Source organism: Turicibacter sp. KK003, assembly GCF_037014675.1.
GTDB lineage: Bacteria > Bacillota_I > Bacilli_A > MOL361 > Turicibacteraceae > Turicibacter > Turicibacter faecis.
On record NZ_CP142738.1, the window covers coordinates 1,469,867 to 1,491,457 of the forward strand.

The following is a 21,591-nucleotide window of genomic DNA, read 5'->3' on the forward strand; positions in this document are numbered from 1 at the left end:
ACAAAAAATCCAACGACGATCGGAAACCTCGTTGGATTATATGCCACAAAGGGCTAAAGCATTAATTCAATATTATAGATGATATAAATTTAGATATTTTTCACGCAAATAATCTAAGAAATACTTAGGATTAAGCGGCTCTTTGGTCACATGTTCAACCAATTGTCCAGGGGTATACACCTTTCCATACGAATGAACATTTTGCTTCAACCATTCAAAAACAATTGATAAATTCCCTGATTCTATCTCATCCTTAAGTTGTGGAAGTTCCTTTTTCATCTGATGATAAAACTGAGCGCCGTATAGGTTTCCTAGCGCATAGCTTGGAAAGTAACCGATCATCCCTTCAGCCCAATGGACATCTTGCATTAATCCCTCTGCATCGTTTTTCGGCTCCACGCCTAAGTACTCTTTATACTTTTGATTCCAAATCATTGGAAGTTCGTCAATGCCAACCTCTCCACTCACCATTAATTTTTCAATTTCATAGCGAATAATAATGTGTAACGAGTAGGTTATCTCATCTGCCTCCGTCCGAATAAGCGAAGGAGATACCTCATTTATCATTTGGTAGAACTCCTCTAAAGAAACCGACTGATAAGACGGCATAAACTCTTGTAATTTTGGAAAATAAGCTCTCCAAAATGGTAAACTTCTCCCAATTATATTTTCGTAAAAACGCGATTGAGATTCGTGAAGTCCCATCGATGGCGCTTCATTCACCCCATATTCTGCCCAATCATGAGGCATATTTTGATCATAAATAGCATGCCCGCCTTCATGAATCGTGCTAAACAACGCACCTTCAATTGAATTTTCATAATAATGTGTGGTAATCCTTATATCTTTGGGCCCTAAAAAAGCTGTAAAAGGATGCTCTGTTTCATCAAGTCGCCCTGCTTCATGGATGCGATATCCCATTTGGTTGAGTATATATAACGCCAACTGAGATTGCGATTCTTTTGAAAATGGCCCTTTAGGCCGACGGAATGACAGTTGCTTTGCCTCCTTTAACTCCGCTAAAAGTTTAACAAGCCCCTCTTTAAGGTCAGCAAAAATCTCGTCCAACTCCTCTACTGTCATCCCTTTTTCAAAGTTATCTAAAAAGGCGTTATAGATATGCCCCTCGTACCCCACGCATACTGCTTGCTGTTTTAACAAATCAATAACACGCGCAAGATGGGGTTTAAAAAGTTCATAATCACCTTTTTCTTTCGCCCTTTTCCAAGATTTATTACTTATCGCTGTCGCCATCGATAATTCCTTTTGCAGGGATTCCGGTATTTTTTTATTTTTATAATAAATATTATAAAACTCTTCAATCAAGCGTTGCTCATACAGATTAAATTTATCCTCTTCACTCAATAAGACACCCAGAGCTTGCTCAATTCTATAATCCGTTGTTAACTGATGATAGTTAGACGATAAGTACCCAATCACTTCACTTCGATAATCGATTGCTTCCTCAGGAGCCATTACCTCAGTATCCCACGACACAACACTTAACGTCGAATTCATATAATTCATGAGTTTTCTTTGTTCCTTTAAAAACCTCAATGCTTTTTCTCTATCCAAGATCATTCCCCCTCTTTTCTTCTATTTAAATATTTTACCATATTTTTCTATTTTTAGTTGGGGTTTTTTCAAATATAAAAAAGGAGGCCCTTCGGGCCTCTTAAAACAGGGGATGATTTATAAATATTGGGATGAAAAGAGAGAATATTACGAAGTTTTTTTGGGGAGAACTCCGTAACTTTTTATTAGGGTAGTGTCTTGTTCTTCAAGACATTTATTATTATAGCATATTTGTACTTCAAAATGTGTCTTTCGTGTGTTCTTTGTCGTTTTTTATCAAAAAAGATTAATTCGTTATAAGAAACGATCACTCTATCCCCACATACCTATCATTAAACTTCCCATGGTAAACACAGGTCTTAGTCCCATACCAATCATTTCACATTTCAACCTAAATATTATTTTTAAAATTGGAAATTTTTCTTACCTACATAAAAAAGGAGGCTCTTACGAGCCTCTTAAAACAGGGGATGATTTATAAATATTGGGATGAAAAGAGAGAATATTACGAAGTTTTTTTGGGGAGAACTTCGTAATTCTTTAATTAGGGTAGTGTCTTGTTCTTCAAGACATTTATTATTATAACACAATCCTTTTACACAATGTGTCGTTTTTGTGTTTTTTTGTCGTTTTTTATCACCATTATAGCTAGATTCTACAATAATGAAACAACAATATCGTCTAATCATGATCGCCTCTCTTCTTAACTTACTCATCGGTTTCATTTTTTCACACAAAAAAGGAGGCCCTTCGGGCCTCTTAAAACAGGGGATGATTTATAATATTGGGATGAAAAGAGAGAATGTTACGAAGTTTTTTGGGAGAACTTCATAACTTTTTAATTAGGGTAGTGTCTTGTTCTTCAAGACATTTATTATTATAACACAACTCTTTGATACCATGTGTCCTTTTTGTGTTTTTTCGCCCTTTTTCAATCTTCTCTACAAAAAAAGGAGACTCCTATGAGCCTCTTAAAACAGGGGATGATTTATACTATCAGGATGAAAAGAGAAAATATTATGAAGTTGTTTAGGGAGAACTTCATAACTTCTTAAATTAGGATAGTATCTTATCTTTCAAGACATTCACTATTATGCCATACTCTCTATCTATTGTTGTGTCTTTTTCGTGTTTTATTCTACCAATTAAAAAGGAGGCTCTAAGGCCTCTTAAAACAGGGGATGATTTATAAATATTGGGATGAAAAGAGAGAATATTACGAAGTTTTTTTGGGGAGAACTTCGTAATTTTTAAATTAGGGTAGTGTCTTGTTCTTCAAGACATTTATTATTATAGCATATTTACATTTCAAAATGTGTCTTTTTTGTGTTTTTTCTCTTTTATTGTCGATAAACGTTGAGAGTAAATAAGCAGCCTTGTTATGATAAAGTTCCACACACGAACTCCTTCTTTACTATCTCAAGCATGATAAAAAAAGGAGGCTCTTACGAGCCTCTTAAAACAGGGGATGATTTATAAATATTGGGATGAAAAGAGAGAATATTACGAAGTTTTTTTGGGGAGAACTTCGTAATTTTTTAATTAGGGTAGTGTCTTGTTCTTCAAGACATTTATTATTATAGCATATTTGCACTTTGAAATGTGTCTTTTTTGTGTTTTTTGTTTTATACTGTCGAATAGTTAGGGCTAAATAACCGCAGGCGTCTAGTTAATACAGGCTAACGGCTCTTCCTTTCCTCGAAAGATGTTTAATTCTTAAGATGATCCTTTATCTTCTACCGCATTATTGCCATATAAAAACTTGTGTCTCTTCCCCCCCTCAGTTTTAACAAATAAAAAAAGAAATCAAATAAGATTTCTTTTTGGGGATGCTTTATAAATATTGGGATGAAAAGAGAGAATATTATAAAGTTTTTTTTGGGGAGAACTTTATAATATTTTTGTTGGGGTAGTGTCCTGTTCTTCAAGACAATTTCTATTATGGCACACTTGTTTAAATAAGATGTGTTCTTTCCGTGTCAAAATTGGATATTAACTTTTTCTATCCATTACCTCTTTGCAAACAAATATCTGCTACTAATGGATAATGATCCGATGGAAATCTTCCATTTTGATTATCTTTGATAATCTGTGTTCGCTCAACTTCATACTCAGGGGAAACAAAGATGTAATCTAAATGCATTCCACGCTCACGATCTTTAAACCGTCCCATTGTTGCCTGACGATAAATTTTCGGATCTTTTTCCTGCACAGCAACCAATTGTTGCGTATTGTATTTTTCACCAAAGATTGTTTGAATGACACGGTGATGGGGATTTGCATTAAAGTCTCCCATAAGAATCACGGGTAGTTTTTCTAAAGCATGCTGCTTTTCAATATAGCGCATAATTTTTTTCAACCCATACTGTCTTGCAGGAGATAGATAACAATCTAAATGTGTATTATACACCCTCACTACTTCTCCCGTGCTTAATTTGATTTTTGCTGTTGTACAAATTCGCGGAAAAATAGAATACCATACGGAACTTCCAACTTTCTGAGGATTTCTAGATAACCAAAATGTCTCCTGGCTTAAAATCGTATGCTTGGTCGAGACAAGGATATTATTATGCTCAATAAAGAATCGTTTACTCCTTGGCCTTCCGATAATCTGATATCCTTTCAAATTTTTTTCTAGGTCTGCCCGCATCTTGACGGTTACTTCTTGAAGACCAATAATGTCACAACTATATTTTTCTAAAATATCACACACAATCTCCTTCCGATGACGCCAACGATTTTTACCATCTAAAACTGAATCAGAACGGAGATTAAATGTCATAATTTTCACCTATTACTCCTCCTTTCGATCCTTTACTCTTCATTCATGAGAATATTTATTTACTTTATAAAATTTATTCTACCGTTTTATTTCTTTACCACTCCTACTTTCCAACATCTCTTAAATAAAACTATCCTCATCTGAAGTATATTCCTTAACTATTCTTTTCATTTGTGTGGTTGCTATTCCAAAAAAAGTTACCTCGCGGTAACTTTTTAAATAAAAAATATGTATAGGAAATGAGCAACCATTCCAGCAACGATTCCTCCAATTGTATGGGCCATAATTGCCTTACTACTTAATTGTCTTACCCCAAGTGCATCCATCATTCCAACATGGGTACTTAAATATCCACTCCAACACATTCCCATCGCAGTAAATACTGCAATATCATTAGGCGTTACAATATTTTCAGTAATAAATTGTGGAATTAGCGACATCGCTGCTCCGACAGCCCCTAGGGAAGTGACAGGTACCGCAATAGCTTGCGCATTAGTAAATCCAAATAATGGGTTTAACAAAAACATGAGCTTTTCACCTATAGCTGGAAGAAGAGCTACCCCCTCATAAGCGACCCCTAAATAAACAGACTCTCCTGTCAGCGGATCCGTTGAGGGACCAAATGTTAACAACATAACAAGTGTACAAATAATCAAAACTCCAGGAATGATTGACATTCCCATTTCGACCCCGTTCTTTCCTCCTTCAAGCATGGCATCAAGAATACGTTGGAACAGGTTTCCTTCACGAATCTCACGATAGTCTTCAACAACAATCACCTCATCTTGTTGAAAATCTTCAATTCCTTGATTCGCATAATATTTTTTTGTGTAGGAAAGCATGAGGCGAACACTGACGATACTCCCAACAATGGCTCCAACATTCCCAAGTAACGCTGGCACAATGTAATCTGGGCCCAATGCCACCATAAAAGTTGTAACAATTAACCCCATCCCAAACGCTGTTCCTAAATTACAAAGAACTGGAATTTCATGTTTTTTAAAAAAACGTTGAAATTCTTTATCTTTTGCAAACGCAATAATAGCGGGATTATCCGATAAATAAGTAGCAATCGCTCCTATAATACTTGCTCCTGGTAATCCGTAAAGCGGGCGAATAACCTTAGATAATAATTTATTGATTAAAGCAATGACTCCAAACTCCGATAATAGCGCACTAAGCGCCCCAGCTAACACGGCCAATGCCATAATTAAAAACACAGTTTGTAGTAATAGGTCATGGGCCGTCTTCATAATAACACTAAACATGATTCCAACACCCATTTGACTGGCGATATATCCAAAGATGCCAAGGGTTACTCCCAAAAAGATAAAGGTTTCTAAACTAACAGAGCGTACCCGTTTCCGTGATTGGTTCATTTTTCCATCTCCTATCTTAGTTATTTACATCATTTTAGGCGTTTCCCTACTAATCTTTGCGTGGATCAATCCTTTATCCTAAATTTATTTTTCAAGTAGGAAATTTCATTTCAAAAAACGGAACCACTGTTTACATATACTCTAGTAACTAAACGACGAAATGATGGGATGTTTCCAATCAGATTATAGTCAGTCTAAATGCTTTTCTCCCATCAAATGATTAGAAATTAGATTTAGTCTAACTGATTGATATTACTCTTATTATATTAAAAACTCTTCTGACAATCAACGACAATACTCTATGTTTTTTACCATCACCTATCATCTCTCGCCTAATTCTAGGTGAAATTTCATTTCTTCCCCCAAAAAGTTATCTCTCTTATTTACTATTATTTTGAATTTTATCGTAAAAATCCCCTGTAAACGGACATACTAATAAAAACTAGTTTTTTAGGAGGCTATTATGAACGTTAAACAAATGATACCTATTAGCTTAGTTGGGGGATTAGTAGTCGTCAGCGGAATCTCCCTAAGCTTTACCCAACACCAACCCGAACAGATTCAAACATCTGCTATTAAACTCGATTTAGCTCGAACAACAGCAACACCTGTTTCCAAATTACTAGAGGCAGATTCGCCTACCCTTGCTAATGCCACTTCTCAACTAACCATGCTTCATGAAGAACGTAGCATGTTAGAGTCCGAGATTCAAAGTCTACAAACAAATATTAAAGAATTACGAACCCAACGTAATATTCTTGCCGAAGAAACAGGACCTTATACTGAGACTCTTTCTAAACAAATTCTCACACCTTTAACTAACCTTAAAGAAAAGCTATCTAAACATATGTCTTCACAGGACACCTCTTCGCTTTATGAAACCTCTTTAAAAATAATGACGGAAGCCGTACACACGGTTGAGCAATACCTTCATAACCCAAATGAAACTGATTATACGAAAGTCATTCAAACAACCTTCAAAGCAATTGATAAACAACTCACTAAACACCCTGTTAACTCAGCCTTTAATGTTGCTACGGAGTTTTTAACATCAGGATACACCAAGACGATGATTCTTTTAGATTTACACGAAACGCAAGAACTGTTGCAAGCGTTTGAAGCAAATTATATTGCGGTTGAGAATGATGAAACATCTCAATTCAAACGCAGTAAACAACAACAACTTGCAACAGAGGAGGATTTAAAATTTAAAGAACTTCAATTAGATGAACTAGCCCTTCGCCTAAGTGGAATTCTCGATGAAATTGAACAGGTTTCACAATAAAAAAATGAAGGAGAACTCCCTTAAAATAGAATTCTCCTTCATTTTTAATTTAAACACGTCTCATTTTCCTTGCCTAAATCCACTGTCTTTACCCTTTTCCCTAAAACCAAATGGTGTTTTAAACTATCCTTATATCGACGCGCTAAACTTAAATTCAAATCGAGATAGCTACTCCGCCTCATTAGTTCTACCATTTTCCCTGAAATTGTTTCTTCCGGGTAGCGTAACTGATTTACCTTTTGATCCATCATTGCTTCCTGATAAAGTCCAAATGTATCATTAATTTGTTTCATTTTATTCAATATTTCTAATGCCCATTCAGTCATTAAAACCTCTTCATCCCTTCGCTTAAGTCGAAGTGAAGAACAACGTCCTTCTCTTGCTATTTGCTCTGCATTGAAGTTAGCTTCCTGTTGCCAGTTTTCCACCTCGACCTCCTCACTCTCCAATAAAAATAAGATAAACAAATGAATAAATTGTAAATCCGTCTTAGAAATTCCTAGTGGTTCAAATGGATTAAGATCGATTGAGCGTACTTCAAGATAGGAAATCCCCTCCTGTTTTAATGAATCCATAAAACGTTGAGGATTCCGTGCCTTTAAACGAATCGGACTATAAAACTCCTTGTAACTGAACAGTGTCTGTTTATCAATATACGTCTGTAAAGAGCGAACGTAACTTTTTACATCCTTGTAATCAACATAAATCGGAACTTTATTTTGATATCCATAAGAGCTATTACGAAAGGAAACAGCTCCCTCATGCGAAAAACTATCTCTCGCGATTTGTTTTAGCGGAGCTTTACATTCACTTAAATAACTTGTATCGATGACCGGAGAAGCCCCTAAAAAATAAATAAGCAACCAGCGGTATCGCAAATATTGACGGACAATTTTAAGATATACTTGATCTTTAAATAATTGATAAGATTGGCTAGCTCCTCTTTCTAAAAATAATTTTTTCAGCAATGTTTCACTAAATGAGAAATTGTAATGGATCCCAGAAATCAATTGTTTTTTAGCCCCATACTTATCTAATAATAATTTTCGGTACGCCATGAGCGCCCTTCCTTCCTCATCACTAGTAAAGTGGGCAATTGGAACTACTTGTTTCTCCTCTAACAAACAGGGCATCGATTGCGGCCATAAATATTCCTTCCTTTGTAGCCCCTTTATTGTCTGATGGTAAAGAGAAGCTAAGGAGCGATGCACCTGATTAATCGTCTGACAAACAGGGGTAATCATTTCAATTTGACTCTCGGAAAAGTCGGTTGTAATAAACGGATTTTTCAACTTATCACCGAACACTTCTGGGTGCGGGGTATCTGCGAGTTTCCCCTCTTGTGTCACGCGCAGTCCCTCTCGTTCAATTCCAAAATTTCCGTGGTATAAATCTTCAACGGTTAGTTTTTCTTTCAATTCCAATAACATTCCCTTTTTACCTCCTCTCCCAAATCGTCCATTCCTTTTCAATACGACTTGTACGAGACGATCACTTTAAATCTCCTCACATCTCTATTTAATGATTCGTCATCCAATCCGAATGGATTAAACAACTCAGTCTGTTTAATAAAATATATGGTTCCTTCGGTTGGTGTACATACAAATTCTAAATTATCTTTTCATAGAAAACCTTTAAGTCTTGCTAAATATAGATGACGAAGCCCTACTAAGTGACAGGCTTAGATGCTTTCCCCACTTATATGAAAAGGGGTGTCCTTCTAAAAAGATTGAACCATTTATACCTTATGATTCCTCCTTGGTATTTATACCAAATCACACTTATCTCCACCCCCATCATAGCACATTTTAATAAAACTTTCTCGCCTAATACACCTGATCTTTTGAATAGGAGATGTGGATTCACCCAACTTGTTTTTACTTTTTTCTTTATGGTATAATAAATTTAAAAAATTAAATTTAGGAGTCTACCTCATGACAATATCCCAGATCTTATCTTATTTTAATGAGTATGGGCCTCTGCTTATTTTTGTGATTATGTTTTTAGAGGCCTTAAACCTTACCGGAATTCCCTCATATCTTATTTTAGCTACGATCGGTTACTTGACAAAGCAAAGTTCATTTCATCTTCTTACCATCTTTTTTACAACCTTTATTGGCAGTCTTTGCGGATGTCTTCTATATTATCTGATTGCTCTAAAATTTGGTCGCCCCATGTACAATTATTTCTATTATAAATTTCCACCCACTCAGAAGGGATTAGACAAAGCGAAGGAGTTGAGTGAGCGCTATGGGGCCATCACTTGTTTAATTGGTCGAACAATTCCAACCGTACGCACATTTATCTCACTCATGGCAGGTGTCTTTCAGGTCCCTTTTCAATCATACCTGTGGTTCTCGATGGGGGGCATTGCGATTTGGAATTCACTTCTCCTTCTCCTCGGATACATTTTCGCCTGCTCTTTATAAAAAAACCTCAAACGAATAGGAACCTTTAACGATATAATTTTTAATCTAACCCTTATGGTTCACTATTAAGGTGAGGTTTTTTTATTTTACAGACAGACACTTTACTTTAACAATCTCTTTTTTAGTCGTTTTTGTTTTCTTCTACGTCCAATAAACGTTAACATCTTGTAACAAATTCTTAACCTTCCCCTTACTACCTCCAATTTGTCCCCAATCTCTACCTTTAATCGATCAGGCACTGCTCTTAACTGTTCAACTTTTTCTTGAATCTCTCGCGTTTGACGCTCAATCTTCTTATTAGCACGATTCATTAGCCAAATCATCATTCCTGTGACCAAAAGTGCACATAAAATAGAAATAACCATTAACACATCATATAAAACCAACGACCATTACCTTCTTTCCTCTTACTTCTCTTTTTGTATTATAAACTGAATACTTGATGGGTTCAATCATTCCATTAAAAATAGAAGGTAAAGGTCAGAAATTTGTTCATCATTTTTTACTATCGCCCATTGACCTTTACCGCTGAAGAGAAACTATAGAGGTTTATCCTAATTTCACTGATTATTCATATTCTGCATATATCCATTGATTATAAAAATCAATAATCTGTTGCATTACGGCAACATCTAAATTTTTTTTCGCGTCATAAAAAACCCGTTGATACATCCTTTTTAGTGTGGGCGACATCTTCTCTTCCGCTAAATCCGCATCCACTTGTAGTTTTAACGTCTTTATAAGTCGTTGATCAAGAACGACATCATGGCCACGATTTTGATAGCGTCTGAACGTTAAATGATCATGGGCCGATAGCAACGGTTCATATTTAAAAAAGGATTGCTCATAACTTGTCACCTCATCGTCTTCGCTATGAAGAAGAAGAACATGACTATTCGTATGCATCAATACATTTAAATGGTCTTCCCGAGCATAGTTTCCATATTTTAAATACTCATAAAGTTTAATATAAGGCTTTAACCATTGAAAGTGATAAGGCATCGCATCCGTTGAAGCATAAAAGCCCGATTGTTCGACGACAGCGGTAATATCCTGATGATGATTTAAAACAGATACAACCGCATATCCACCACTTCCATGACCATATAGCATCACCGGTAAGTCACCATACCGCTTATCTTCCTTCACCTTACGAATCGCATAATCCAAATCAATAGCTGCCTGTAAGTAGCCTCCGGTACTTTCTCCTTCACTTTCATCATTCCCTGTTCCGTCGTAGGCAAAAACACGATACCCGCTATTTACCATATAATTGATTTCTGGCAAATACGCGTTATGCCCCGTTTCAATTCCTGAAGATACAATAATGGTCCCCAATGGGTTGTCATTCTCTGGACTTGTATATACATATCCTGCTAATAATTGACCGTCATTAGACTCAAAAGAAATAGGACTACGTTCTAAATTTGAAAATACTGAGAGGTCATACATTAAATATTCCGGAGTCTCATTTCTTTCCCCATATTGCCTCTCATACAAACATCCAATCACTAACAACGGAAGAAACAAACTAAGCGCTCCTCCTAAAACAATCCAACCGATCATCCTCTTCCTACTTATCATCCTCTTCCTCCCTCAATCATGCATTATCCTATTTTTCCTTTGTTGCCTCCTCAAATGAACCCTTGTATTAAAGATAAGGAGGGGGGACTATCTTTCATGAGTTTTTGCTTTTAAAAGGGCTTCAAAATAACTTATCACCCTTATAACATGACCAACTGTTAAACACAAAAGAACAACTAAGACGCCTAAACTAAAAATCACGGTAATCCTCGTTAATGCTATCCCTTTCATCATCAATTGGAAGACACCTAATCCGACAAACAACAAACAAAGCCCCCCTAAAACCAATCCAGCAATCACTATTAATAAAATAATTTCTGCCATCTTAATTTCCCCCTGACTTTCGCCCGACGTTTACGTCATGATTAATGAAATTCACTGGCGTTACTTGGTAAAGAATTGATTCGATGTAAAAATTTAGCTACTTTTTCCCCTTGTTCAACATCATAGGTGTATCCGAGAACCCCTGCCACTTTTTTCGCATATTTTTCAACGAATAACTTCATCAAAAACAAACGCTCCCACATCCCCCCATAACTTTGATTAGGATACAGTGAAAGATACTCTTGATAGCTAGTATCTGATAAATAACGTTTTAACCACCTATTTTTTCGGCCTAAATCAACCTTCCAATCATATTTAATTTCAACCATCCAGCCTAATAAGGTTGTTAGCCCCTCCGTTAAAAGTTTCTCATAAAGTGACCCAACTAGCGTCACCTCTTCACGATACAATGCCTTAGCAACCTCAATTTGATTCCACCAAATGTCATTCAGTAACTCCTGAAACTCCTCTTCCGTCGGGCATGAAACACGGCTAGGAAACAGATGAGTCTGAGTATTTAGTGGCAACTGATGATCCTTGTCTAAAATCACTCGATACAATGTTTCTGAGATAACATATTCCTTTAGTCTATCGAGCGTTAGGAATTCAAAATCAAGGCGAATTCCATCTTGAAATTGCATTTGAAAAAGAAGATGAGACGGGGTTAACTTATTTTTTTTAACGACTAACAATTCCCCAAATGTCTCCATCCATGAACAATCCTCCGTATAACGGTGCAATTTTTCACTTTTTACCCCTAAACAAAAGCGGTAATCTCTCATAATATCAAGAGGAGCATCGCGATTTAATCGTAATCCTGTTTGTATTAAAATACGAATTTCCGCTTCACGTTTTACAAATTCAAGTACCTCTCGTTGGATTTGCGCACTTGAACGCATTTTTAAGAGAGGAACTTTTTCATTTATCGGATGAGTTAAACTATATTTTGAGAAAACAGCGCCCCCAATGCTTACCTTCTCATCTAACCTCATCCCAAGTTTTTTTACTACTTTAGTTAACTCAAAATCAATCGAGCGAACCATCATCATCAATCGAGGAACTTTTAACGTCAAAAAAGAAAAGTCCACTAACTTTCTCAAAATTTCTTCGATAACGTTTAATTGCCTTAAAACTTCTAAGTTATCATACCCTAACTCTACGCTCACTGTATCAGGGAGTGATTTAAGCTGTACCCCCCCAATCGTTTGCTGATTCTTTGTTAGCCTAACCTCCCATTCAAAATCAACGATTTTTTCATTTTTCTCCCTTTTTGAAGAAGACGATGCTTGCAAATGAGAGGGGTCTCCTCCCTTATGTTTCTCAATTAATTGGCAATGATCTGTACATAAGTTCATGTCGATCTCTCCCATCTTACAAAAAAGTCATAACCCTATCATGCTATTAATTTATGTTTTTTAGCTTCTTTTATGTGCCCTCCCCTATAAAAAGGATTTTGCATTTTTCAACATCTTTTTCAAACATCGTCCATTTTAGTAGACTTTTATTGCAAGGTACGATAAACTTTTTTTCATAAAAAGGAGGAATAAAATTGAAATTTATCTCATGGAATGTCAACGGATTACGCGCCTGTGTTAAAAAAGGATTTTTAGATTTTTTTCAAGCTATCGATGCTGACTTTTTTTGTATTCAAGAGACAAAATTACAAGAAGGACAAATCAACTTAGAACTTGAGGGGTACTACCAATACTGGAATTATGCCCAAAAGAAAGGTTATTCTGGAACAGCCATTTTTACCAAACACCGTCCGACGTCGGTTTTTTATGGAATCAACCTGGAGGAGCACGACCAAGAAGGACGAACCATTACGTTAGAATACGATGAATTTTATCTCGTAAATGTCTATACTCCAAATTCCCAAAACGGACTTGCCCGGTTACCGTATCGCTTAAGTTGGGAACGTGACTTTCGCCATTATTTAGTCGAACTTAACAAGAAAAAACCTGTTATTTTATGTGGGGATTTAAACGTCGCCCACCAACCTATTGATTTAAAAAACCCTAAAACTAATCAAAAAAATGCAGGATTTACAAAAGAAGAGCGTGAGGAAATGACCCATTTACTCTCAGAAGGATTTATTGATAGCTTTCGCTACTTTTTCCCGCACCAAGAAGGATGTTATTCCTGGTGGTCTTACCGTGCAAATGCACGTGCTAAAAACGTGGGTTGGCGCATTGATTATTTCCTTGTTTCTAATCGTCTAAAAGAAAGCTTACAAACAGCTACTATTTATCCAGAAATTTTAGGATCTGATCACTGCCCGGTTGGTCTCACACTCACCATAAAATAAGAAATGGACAAGTCTTGCACTTGTCCATTTCTTATTTATCAAAGGTTAGCTTTGTTTTTGCCCCATGTGAGCCGGATTAAATTGATTAACTTCTAATAAATAATTAATCTGATCTTGAAGATAGTAATAATTTTCCTTGATTTCACTTACTATTTTAAACGTATAAATGATAAAGGCAAGATTCCAAATTAAACTCACAATCAACATCTTCGAAGAAAAATAATACGTATAGACGGTTGGTAAAAATAGCGTCATTAACAAAAGAACGGTGAGTAAAGCAACTCCCCCCATGTTCATTCGCAACCGTAAGCTAATCCCTGCTAATAAATGTAGGGCGTCGAGTAACTTATTATTTTTCATCTCTAATAAACGTTTTGGAATTTGATTTTGCGAGCGCTTAAAGGAATGGCTCATATTTTTCATTAAGGTTAATTGAATCAGCAAGTATTGCCTAACCACCCCAATGACAACACCACACGTTAAGATAAGAATTAAGATTAAACTATATGCTTGAATAGATTGACTACTTAATAAAATGCTCCCCAATAAAATTAATGATAGAATGGTTCCTAAGTTAAACCCTTCTAAAAACGTCGTAAACGATTTTGGATTTTTCATCCGCATCCCCCTCTCATCGTCATTAGTCTAACATGCGACTCGTAAGGAACTTGTCTATCTATGTCAAGGGGTATTTCCTGGATTTAAAAACTACGTTCTCTTTTTCTTAAACGGTGACTATCTATGACGCCTTATCATATGTTATAGTAGAAGCACTCGTAAAGCGTCAAAAAAAGCAATTTATCCTAAAGAGGGGACGAATCGCGCTGAACGATAGCAGTATGAGCCATCCTCAGGCTGAAGCAACTCGGTATGTGATGGAATGAACATAGCCTCCTCCAAAATGGTGACCTCTGGCATCCAAAGAAGGTACTTCATCATATAAAGGCTACCGCTTTGCTCATCAATTGGGGCTAAGCCCTCTGTCTGTAAAGAACGAGAAATTCCTTCCACTAATTCGCCCATTAATTCGTGATGTGGCGTACATCCCATCAATTCATTAGAAAAATAAAAATCATCTTTAGTTTCCACAAAAAATTCGACATCATCCAATAACGGTTCAATATTTTTAAAACAGGCTGTATCTAATTCAACGTAAATTCCACCATATTGATAAAGAACTTCATAACGAACGATATTGGTCTTTTGCACGACATCTGTCGTTTGATCATAACTTCTTTGGTTTCTCAAGGGAATCAGATGGTCCACCGTCCATAGGTGATATTCCCAATCAGGATGATGTGACTTCCACGAATCAATAAACGATAAATATTTTATTGGAACATCACCGTCTCCTAACCATATTTGATGAATTATTTTAGGAATTATTTGACTCATGTCGATCGACTCCTTTCCTTTTTATTATTATATGTATTTTCTAATAAATCGTTCATCGTTTCTACCGATTATTAGAAATTTGTTATTTTTCCTTGCCCCCTCATCTCTTCGCATGTTATTTTAATCTTAAATTGTAAAAAGGAGGAGAAAAAATGGAGATTATTTCTCATTTACGCGTCTATGATTTAGAGGAGACCCTTATTGCGAGTGGGTATGCGATGATTGAGGATTATCAGGAAGAAATTGTTTTACAACAACTGAATTCTTTAAAAGGGAATGCAAAGGAGTCTCACCCTTACCGACGTGCTCTAAAGCTGTTACGCGCTCCGTTAAATAGTGGACATTGTTCGTTTGCGAAGGGGATTGTCGTGAATATGGATATCACCTTTACAAATAAAGCTTGGATTGAGTTTCAACGGTACCATTTTGCTGACATCATTACTGGGATGAGTACCATGCATCGAATTAGCCAGTTTGATTTAAAATCTGCGTTTAACGACTATACAGACCCTCTTATTATCGAGCGTCTAGAAGAGCTTCAAAAACATTATCAGCAAACGAAGTCTAAAGAAGATTATCTGAAACTCCTGTACTCGACCCCAGCGGGATTAAAAATGACAGGAAGAATTACAACTAACTATTTGCAACTCATGAACATTTGGTCACAACGTCACCATCATCGATTGCCTGAATGGCGACAATTTTGTCAAGAACTTCAAGAGAAGCTTCCGTTGTTTGAAGAGTTCTTAGTCGCAAATGGACAGCTTCATGTAGATGAAATAAAATGAAACGTCTAACGGGAAGTTGGAACATACAAAAAGTTATCGCCAGGTTGGTTGTCTAATCAACCACTGTCACCCATTGTATGTTGACCTAGCCTCCCCAATCCTATACAAAAGACCCCAGGTCCGAAGATAGATCAGCTATCTCTGCCTGGGGTCTTTTTTCGAGTCCTCGGTATCCAACCAACACTCACTCATCATTATTTTTTCTTTAAAGCACCTAAAATACAAGCACCGACTATTGAACCTACGGCAATCGCAACAAGGTACATGAGGGCATTTCCTACAACCGGTAATACGAAGATTCCACCGTGTGGTGCTGGCAACGTACAATTAAAAATCATCGTTAGTGCACCAGCAATCGCCGAACCAACCACACAAGCAGGAATGACTTTTAATGGATCAGCCGCTGCAAATGGGATAGCCCCTTCCGTAATAAAAGAGAGTCCCATGACATAATTAACTTTTCCAGAATCACGTTGCTCTTTTGTAAAACGTTGGCTAAAGAACGTTGTGGCTAATGCGATGGCTAAAGGTGGAACCATCCCCCCGGCCATGACAGCCGCCATAACTGCTTCATTTCCAGATTCTAATGAAGCAATTCCAAAAACGTAAGCCGCTTTATTAAATGGTCCTCCCATATCAATCGCCATCATTCCAGCCACAACAATTCCTAAAATAACTGCTGAGCTCGTTCCTAATCCATTTAAAAAGTTAGTCAACCCTTGATTAACAAAGGCAACTGGCGGATTTACAATAAACGTCATGATGACTCCGACAAGCAATGTTCCAAATAAAGGATAAAGCAGAACAGGTTTAATTCCTTCAAGTGATGATGGTAAAAATGAGAAAACTTTCTTTAATCCAACAACAAGATAACCTGCAATAAATCCGGCCAGTAACGCCCCTAAAAATCCAGCGCCACCTACATTTGCTAACAATCCACCAACGAAACCAACAACCATAGCTGGGCGATCCGCGATACTAACTGCGATAAATCCTGCTAACACAGGCAATAAAAATCCGAAGGCTGCATCACCAATCGTTTTAAAGAAAGCAGCAAACGGCGTATTTGATCCAAAATTTGCTGGGTTTATTTCGCGATTATCAAATAAGAAGGCAAGGGCAATTAAAATTCCTCCAGCTACAACGAAAGGTAACATGTTTGAAACACCATTCATTAAGTGTTTATATAATTGACGCCCGAAACTTTCAGTTGACTCCTCCACTACATCCTGTGTCGCTGACGAATTATAGTAAATGGGTGCCTCTCCATTTACCGCCCGGTTAATTAATTCTTCTGCTTTGTGAATCCCGTCGGCAACCTTTGTTTGAATCACACGTTTACCATTGAATCGTGCCATTTCTACCTTTTTATCAGCCGCAACAATAATAGCTTCACAATGCTCAATCTCTTCTTTTGTTAACGCATTTTTAATTCCTGCTGATCCATTCGTCTCAACCTTAATCGAAATTCCTAACTCTGCCCCCTTTTTATTAAGTGATTCTGCCGCCATAAACGTATGCGCAATTCCAGTTGGACACGCTGTGACCGCCAATACTTTAGGATATTTTGATGTCTTTTCATTCCCCCCTTGTTCGATAACTTCTTCTGTTTCCTCTTTAAACGCCTCTGTTTCCTTTCGATCAATCAATGATAAAAATTCATCCACTGTTTTGGCATCCATCAGTTTCTTTCTAAAGGATTCATCCATCAAAATCGTTGATAATCGCGATAGGACTTCTAAGTGCGTGTTATTTGCCCCATCAGGTGCAGCAATCATAAAAAACAAATGAGCTAAACTTCCATCAAACGATTCATAGTCAACCCCCACGTGGCTAACAGCGGCCGCCAAGCATGCCTTTTTCACTGCAGCTACTTTAGCATGTGGAATGGCAATCCCTTCTCCAATCCCGGTTGTACTCTGCTCTTCACGCGCAATAATTCCTTCCTTGTACGCCTTTTTATCAGTTAAGTGACCACTAGCATCTACTAAATCAACTAATTCATTGATGGCCTCCATTTTATTTTTCGCCTGTAACTGAAGACTAATTGAGTCTTTACTTAACAAATCGATAATTCTCATATGAACCCCTCCATTTTATAGTTTTTGAACAACAATTTCCTTTACTAAGGCTAAAATCTCCTCTGCTGTCGCTACATCGCTTGAAAAAGCTGTGGCACTCCCACTCGCTGCTCCAAGACGAAGCGCCTGTTCATAACATTGAGTTTTTTCATAACCGGCAATAAACCCCGCTACCATCGAATCCCCGGCTCCCACTGAATTTTTTACGACCCCCTTTGGAACATTTGATCGGTATACCTCACCATTTTCAGCTAATAAAATTGCTCCGTCTCCTCCCATTGAAATTAAGACGTTACGCGCCCCCATGTCCTTCAAGCGATTCCCATACTGAAGCAAATCTTCCGTGGTTGAAATCGTTACCCCAAACATCTCTGCTATTTCATGATGATTAGGTTTAATTAAAAAAGGACGATAGGTTAAGACGTTTAATAATAAATTTTTAGTGGCATCAACGACTACTTTTACTCCTCGATCCTGTACATGCTCCATCATTTTTTCGTAAAAATCATCCGGTAGCGTCGCCGGAATGCTTCCCGCTAACACTAACGTATCATCCGCCGTTAATAAATCTAACTGCCGATACAGTTTATCAATCTCTGTTTTTGGAATATGCGGTCCCATTCCATTAATCTCTGTTTCATCTGTCGTTGTTTTAATTTTCATATTGATTCTAGAGTATCCCTCACTCAATCGAATAAAATCGGTATCAATGCCCTTTTCTTTTAAGCTTCCTTCAATAAAATTTCCCGTAAATCCACTAATAAAACCTAATGCACGATTGGAAATTCCGTGCTGATTCAGAATTTGAGACACATTGATTCCCTTTCCACCCGCATAAAAATGTTCGGTGCTCACCCGATTTACCATTCCCTCAACTAATTGCTCCATATTCACGACGTAATCAATCGATGGATTCAAAGTTACTGTATATATCATATTTTCACGTCCTTTACTATCGTTATTTTTTCATAGGCCTTAAGATCAAGACTTCCTGTTGTAATAATAGTCGCTTCTTCTAAGTCCGCAAACTTTGTAAAACTTACTTCACCAAACTTACTTTCATCAACTAAGACATATGTCGTTGCTGAGGATTTAATCGCGTGCTCTTTAATCAAGGCTTCCTCTGGATCTGGGGTGGTAAAACCGTGGATGGGATGAACCCCGTTACTTCCAATAAAACACTTGTCAAATTTATAACGATGTAACAAGGTTAGCGCCTCATATCCGATAATCGCCTTTGTCTTGTGTTTCACTCTTCCCCCGAGAATAAAGCATGGAATTTCATGATCAATGAGCGCTTCAATATGAGAGAGTCCGTTCGTCACTACCACAATATCCTTTTCTTTTAAATATTTAATCATCTCAAAGGTTGTTGTTCCTGAATCAAGATAAATACTCTCTCCATCCTGAACAAACGAGGCTGCATACTTTGCCATCCCATCTTTTTGATGAATAAATTGACTTTTTTTATCTTGATAGCTTTTTTCAACAAATTTATTAAGAACAGGGATTGCACCCCCATGAACACGCTTTAAACAATGACGTGCTTCAAGTTGAACAAGATCTCGACGGATGGTTGACTCTGAAAAATTAAACTTCTCCACAAGATCAGCGACCTTTACCGATCCTTTCTCCTTGAGTTCCGATAAGATTAATTGATGTCTTTTTTCTGTAATCAAAAGCCTCACCTCCAATATCCTATTTCGTTTAACTTCCCGTGATGAGGGACCTTCTAAACACGTTCATTTCATGGATGTCTTGAACACCTCTATAACTCTTTTTTGAAACCGTTTCCTACAATTCAATTTTAACGAAATCCTCACCTTTAGTCAATCGTTTTCATTCAAATTCATTCACTTTCGTTCATAAACATCCATATTCGTTCATTACATAACAAAAAAAGAGGGGCCCCTCATTTTGATCAGGTATCCCTCTCCCTCTTTATTCAATGAATACTAGTTATAATTCACGTGTAAAATAATACAAATGACCATTAACTCCACAAAGGCGCCATCCCTCTTGCCCAAGTTCATCTAATTTTTGTTTTAACGTTTCCGTTAACTCCTGATTTGCCACATTTAAAACTGTCTTTATATCAATCGCTAAGTTTTCTAATCGGTACTCAAATTTTTTCATCGTTATAGGCTCCTTTAATTAGTTGATACTTCATTATAAGAAGATCCTCATAAAAATATGCCTAAAACTCTTTATTTTTTTCCTCCTCTGGTCAAAAATCCATTCCGCCCATTCGATTTATACGAAGTTAGATAAGGAGTTCTATCAACCGCTTTCCTCCGCTTAGGCCAAATGATTAAAGCTAGATAAATTCTAACCGTTTTGTCTACGCTTTCTTTTTAAAATTAATCACCCAAAGCCACTAAGCCCTTCGAGGTTTTCTCATAGACGTTATAGTTAAAACAAACCTTTAATCTACCTGTCTTCATCTTTTAAAACATCACTGCCTTATCTTTCAAATCGTCCGTGAGTTCAACAAGGTTCGACTAAAAACATTCAAACAAAAAAGCTAGATTAATATCTAGCTTTTTTATTTCCCTTATTAGGCCTCAAATACTAAGTCAAAGCTAGACGCTTGACGGTTCATCGCCGCTGTTGCTAATGCTTCTAAACTTGGTAATCCCATTTCTTCTAGATGGCCTTTTGATAAAATTTGTGCCTCTGAAAGCGAGCAAATAAATCGTGTATAAATATGATCAACAACCGGAAATCTTACCTCTGTATCTTTACAAGACAAAATAATATTTTGGCGATTCCCCCTAATTTTAACCTCCATTGGGCATTCCTTAATATAGTTAATAAATTCCTTTTCTGTTCTCATTTGATTTCCTCCTTCATTTTTCCCCTTTATATCCACGCTTACGCTTGAAATGTCAAATCAAAACTTGATCCTTTTCGATTAATCGCTGCTGTTGCGAGCGCCTCGAAACTTTTTAAACTCAACTCTTCTAGTTTACCTTTTGATAAGATTTGAGCATGAGACAAAGAACACACAAATCGTGTATAAATATAATCAACAACTGGGAACTTCACTTCTGTTTCATCGAAAGATAAAATAATACTTTGACGATTCCCCCTGATTTTAACATCCATCGGACATTCCTTAATTCGGTTGATAAATTCTTTCTCTGTTCTCATCCTTGAAAACCCCTCTCACGTATTAATTAATCTTTGCTTGATGTCTGTAGTATAGCATGTTGTGAATTCTTTAACAATAATATTGTGAAAAAAAGTTCAATTGAAGCCTGTGAAAACGTACACAATCTCTATTTCATCCTCCCCTCTTTTCGAGTAAGCGCTAACCATAATCGAATTGTCGAATTCTGTTTGGAAGAAAAATAATAAAAAAACCTCGTCTTCGTTTTAAATCCGTAGACGGGGTTCTTCTAATCACCTATTGTAAAAAAAAGTGCTCTTTTATGCAGTCAATTGAAATTTAACTTGAGAAAGTGATCCGTCTTTTTGATCTTCTTCATTTTTAACGGTTTCCTTCCCATTTTTTATAAAAGTTTGAGGTGGTTAAATTCTATTTATTACATGAAACACTAAAGGTCGTTCCCCCCTCTCTTTCGTTTATCTCATAATAAAAACGATGTTGGACGCTTTTAAAACAAACTCCTCCATCGTCAAAGTTATAGCTCATTTT

Annotated in this window: 20 protein-coding genes; 4 read left to right on the forward strand and 16 right to left on the reverse strand. The window is 36.8% G+C overall.

Annotated features, from left to right (window positions below; all coding sequences use genetic code 11):
* Positions 1 to 72: 72 nt before the first annotated feature.
* The 3 genes from VXM77_RS07245 to VXM77_RS07255 all read right to left on the reverse strand — a co-directional run bounded on the left by VXM77_RS07245 (position 73) and on the right by VXM77_RS07255 (position 5,736).
* Positions 73 to 1,575 (reverse strand): carboxypeptidase M32, encoded by a 1,503-nt coding sequence (locus VXM77_RS07245; RefSeq protein WP_161831649.1) that lies wholly within the window; start codon positions 1,573 to 1,575, stop codon positions 73 to 75.
* 2,002 nt (positions 1,576 to 3,577) lie between these two features.
* On the reverse strand, positions 3,578 to 4,357 hold the full coding sequence (locus VXM77_RS07250; RefSeq protein WP_338507427.1) for an endonuclease/exonuclease/phosphatase family protein: 780 nt from the start codon (positions 4,355 to 4,357) through the stop codon (positions 3,578 to 3,580).
* A gap of 215 nt (positions 4,358 to 4,572) precedes the next feature.
* A complete protein-coding gene (locus tag VXM77_RS07255) occupies positions 4,573 to 5,736 on the reverse strand; it encodes a hypothetical protein (protein ID WP_262953610.1) in 1,164 nt (387 codons plus the stop codon).
* 463 nt (positions 5,737 to 6,199) lie between these two features.
* Here VXM77_RS07255 and VXM77_RS07260 point away from each other — a divergent pair, with 463 nt between their 5' ends.
* A complete protein-coding gene (locus VXM77_RS07260; protein WP_262950628.1) occupies positions 6,200 to 7,021 on the forward strand; it encodes a hypothetical protein in 822 nt (273 codons plus the stop codon).
* 44 nt (positions 7,022 to 7,065) lie between these two features.
* Here the strand turns inward: VXM77_RS07260 and gshAB are convergent, their stop codons facing one another.
* Positions 7,066 to 8,451: a bifunctional glutamate--cysteine ligase GshA/glutathione synthetase GshB gene (gene gshAB, locus VXM77_RS07265; RefSeq protein ID WP_338505822.1), complete on the reverse strand. Its 1,386-nt coding sequence runs from the start codon at positions 8,449 to 8,451 to the stop codon at positions 7,066 to 7,068.
* A 504-nt stretch (positions 8,452 to 8,955) separates the two neighbouring features.
* Here gshAB and VXM77_RS07270 point away from each other — a divergent pair.
* Positions 8,956 to 9,450: a DedA family protein gene (locus tag VXM77_RS07270; protein ID WP_161831654.1), complete on the forward strand. Its 495-nt coding sequence runs from the start codon at positions 8,956 to 8,958 to the stop codon at positions 9,448 to 9,450.
* A gap of 101 nt (positions 9,451 to 9,551) precedes the next feature.
* Here VXM77_RS07270 and VXM77_RS07275 read toward each other — a convergent pair whose 3' ends face one another.
* From VXM77_RS07275 to VXM77_RS07290, 4 genes are all read right to left on the reverse strand, one after another.
* Complete coding sequence (locus VXM77_RS07275; protein ID WP_338505823.1) at positions 9,552 to 9,836, reverse strand: hypothetical protein; 285 nt, start codon at positions 9,834 to 9,836, stop codon at positions 9,552 to 9,554.
* Between the two features lie 181 nt (positions 9,837 to 10,017).
* On the reverse strand, positions 10,018 to 11,034 hold the full coding sequence (locus VXM77_RS07280; protein ID WP_338505824.1) for an alpha/beta hydrolase: 1,017 nt from the start codon (positions 11,032 to 11,034) through the stop codon (positions 10,018 to 10,020).
* Between the two features lie 87 nt (positions 11,035 to 11,121).
* On the reverse strand, positions 11,122 to 11,358 hold the full coding sequence (locus VXM77_RS07285) for a hypothetical protein (RefSeq protein ID WP_161831657.1): 237 nt from the start codon (positions 11,356 to 11,358) through the stop codon (positions 11,122 to 11,124).
* Positions 11,359 to 11,399: 41 nt separating this feature from the next.
* The gene (locus tag VXM77_RS07290; protein ID WP_161831658.1) at positions 11,400 to 12,713 is read right to left on the reverse strand and encodes a GNAT family N-acetyltransferase; all 1,314 of its coding nucleotides are present in this window, start codon (positions 12,711 to 12,713) and stop codon (positions 11,400 to 11,402) included.
* A gap of 194 nt (positions 12,714 to 12,907) precedes the next feature.
* On the opposite strand from VXM77_RS07290, the gene VXM77_RS07295 reads away from it, so the two are divergent.
* On the forward strand, positions 12,908 to 13,666 hold the full coding sequence (locus VXM77_RS07295) for an exodeoxyribonuclease III (RefSeq protein WP_338505825.1): 759 nt from the start codon (positions 12,908 to 12,910) through the stop codon (positions 13,664 to 13,666).
* A 45-nt stretch (positions 13,667 to 13,711) separates the two neighbouring features.
* Here the strand turns inward: VXM77_RS07295 and VXM77_RS07300 are convergent, their stop codons facing one another.
* On the reverse strand, positions 13,712 to 14,284 hold the full coding sequence (locus tag VXM77_RS07300; RefSeq protein WP_161831660.1) for a hypothetical protein: 573 nt from the start codon (positions 14,282 to 14,284) through the stop codon (positions 13,712 to 13,714).
* Positions 14,285 to 14,464: 180 nt separating this feature from the next.
* Entirely contained in the window at positions 14,465 to 15,061 is a 597-nt protein-coding gene (locus VXM77_RS07305; protein WP_161831661.1) for a glycosyltransferase, read from the reverse strand.
* Between the two features lie 152 nt (positions 15,062 to 15,213).
* On the opposite strand from VXM77_RS07305, the gene VXM77_RS07310 reads away from it, so the two are divergent.
* Complete coding sequence (locus VXM77_RS07310) at positions 15,214 to 15,849, forward strand: hypothetical protein (RefSeq protein WP_161831662.1); 636 nt, start codon at positions 15,214 to 15,216, stop codon at positions 15,847 to 15,849.
* 194 nt (positions 15,850 to 16,043) lie between these two features.
* Here the strand turns inward: VXM77_RS07310 and VXM77_RS07315 are convergent, their stop codons facing one another.
* The 6 genes from VXM77_RS07315 to VXM77_RS07340 form a co-directional block, all read right to left on the reverse strand.
* On the reverse strand, positions 16,044 to 17,930 hold the full coding sequence (locus VXM77_RS07315; RefSeq protein ID WP_338505827.1) for a fructose-specific PTS transporter subunit EIIC: 1,887 nt from the start codon (positions 17,928 to 17,930) through the stop codon (positions 16,044 to 16,046).
* A gap of 15 nt (positions 17,931 to 17,945) precedes the next feature.
* Positions 17,946 to 18,866: a 1-phosphofructokinase gene (pfkB, locus tag VXM77_RS07320; protein WP_161831664.1), complete on the reverse strand. Its 921-nt coding sequence runs from the start codon at positions 18,864 to 18,866 to the stop codon at positions 17,946 to 17,948.
* Positions 18,863 to 19,609, reverse strand: coding sequence for a DeoR/GlpR family DNA-binding transcription regulator (locus VXM77_RS07325; RefSeq protein ID WP_161831665.1), 747 nt, complete (start codon positions 19,607 to 19,609; stop codon positions 18,863 to 18,865). Before VXM77_RS07325 ends, pfkB begins: the two co-directional genes overlap by 4 nt.
* Before the next feature lie 280 nt (positions 19,610 to 19,889).
* Complete coding sequence (locus VXM77_RS07330; RefSeq protein ID WP_202618724.1) at positions 19,890 to 20,066, reverse strand: hypothetical protein; 177 nt, start codon at positions 20,064 to 20,066, stop codon at positions 19,890 to 19,892.
* 421 nt (positions 20,067 to 20,487) lie between these two features.
* The gene (locus tag VXM77_RS07335; RefSeq protein ID WP_262953612.1) at positions 20,488 to 20,766 is read right to left on the reverse strand and encodes a hypothetical protein; all 279 of its coding nucleotides are present in this window, start codon (positions 20,764 to 20,766) and stop codon (positions 20,488 to 20,490) included.
* A gap of 38 nt (positions 20,767 to 20,804) precedes the next feature.
* Positions 20,805 to 21,083 carry a hypothetical protein gene (locus VXM77_RS07340; RefSeq protein ID WP_161831667.1) on the reverse strand — a complete coding sequence of 93 codons (279 nt, stop codon included), beginning with the start codon at positions 21,081 to 21,083 and terminating at the stop codon, positions 20,805 to 20,807.
* Between the last annotated feature and the right edge of the window lie 508 nt (positions 21,084 to 21,591).

What these genes read in the sequence shown, in the direction of transcription:
- VXM77_RS07250 (WP_338507427.1), bottom strand. Translation starts at nt 4,357, where the DNA reads ATGACATTTAATCTCCGTTCTGATTCAGTTTTAGATGGTAAAAATCGT.
- VXM77_RS07255 (WP_262953610.1), bottom strand. Translation starts at nt 5,736, where the DNA reads ATGAACCAATCACGGAAACGGGTACGCTCTGTTAGTTTAGAAACCTTT.
- VXM77_RS07260 (WP_262950628.1), top strand. Translation starts at nt 6,200, where the DNA reads ATGAACGTTAAACAAATGATACCTATTAGCTTAGTTGGGGGATTAGTA.
- gshAB (WP_338505822.1), bottom strand. Translation starts at nt 8,451, where the DNA reads ATGTTATTGGAATTGAAAGAAAAACTAACCGTTGAAGATTTATACCAC.
- VXM77_RS07270 (WP_161831654.1), top strand. Translation starts at nt 8,956, where the DNA reads ATGACAATATCCCAGATCTTATCTTATTTTAATGAGTATGGGCCTCTG.
- VXM77_RS07280 (WP_338505824.1), bottom strand. Translation starts at nt 11,034, where the DNA reads ATGATAAGTAGGAAGAGGATGATCGGTTGGATTGTTTTAGGAGGAGCG.
- VXM77_RS07285 (WP_161831657.1), bottom strand. Translation starts at nt 11,358, where the DNA reads ATGGCAGAAATTATTTTATTAATAGTGATTGCTGGATTGGTTTTAGGG.
- VXM77_RS07290 (WP_161831658.1), bottom strand. Translation starts at nt 12,713, where the DNA reads ATGAACTTATGTACAGATCATTGCCAATTAATTGAGAAACATAAGGGA.
- VXM77_RS07300 (WP_161831660.1), bottom strand. Translation starts at nt 14,284, where the DNA reads ATGAAAAATCCAAAATCGTTTACGACGTTTTTAGAAGGGTTTAACTTA.
- VXM77_RS07305 (WP_161831661.1), bottom strand. Translation starts at nt 15,061, where the DNA reads ATGAGTCAAATAATTCCTAAAATAATTCATCAAATATGGTTAGGAGAC.
- VXM77_RS07310 (WP_161831662.1), top strand. Translation starts at nt 15,214, where the DNA reads ATGGAGATTATTTCTCATTTACGCGTCTATGATTTAGAGGAGACCCTT.
- VXM77_RS07315 (WP_338505827.1), bottom strand. Translation starts at nt 17,930, where the DNA reads ATGAGAATTATCGATTTGTTAAGTAAAGACTCAATTAGTCTTCAGTTA.
- pfkB (WP_161831664.1), bottom strand. Translation starts at nt 18,866, where the DNA reads ATGATATATACAGTAACTTTGAATCCATCGATTGATTACGTCGTGAAT.
- VXM77_RS07330 (WP_202618724.1), bottom strand. Translation starts at nt 20,066, where the DNA reads ATGAAAAAATTTGAGTACCGATTAGAAAACTTAGCGATTGATATAAAG.
- VXM77_RS07335 (WP_262953612.1), bottom strand. Translation starts at nt 20,766, where the DNA reads ATGAGAACAGAAAAGGAATTTATTAACTATATTAAGGAATGCCCAATG.
- VXM77_RS07340 (WP_161831667.1), bottom strand. Translation starts at nt 21,083, where the DNA reads ATGAGAACAGAGAAAGAATTTATCAACCGAATTAAGGAATGTCCGATG.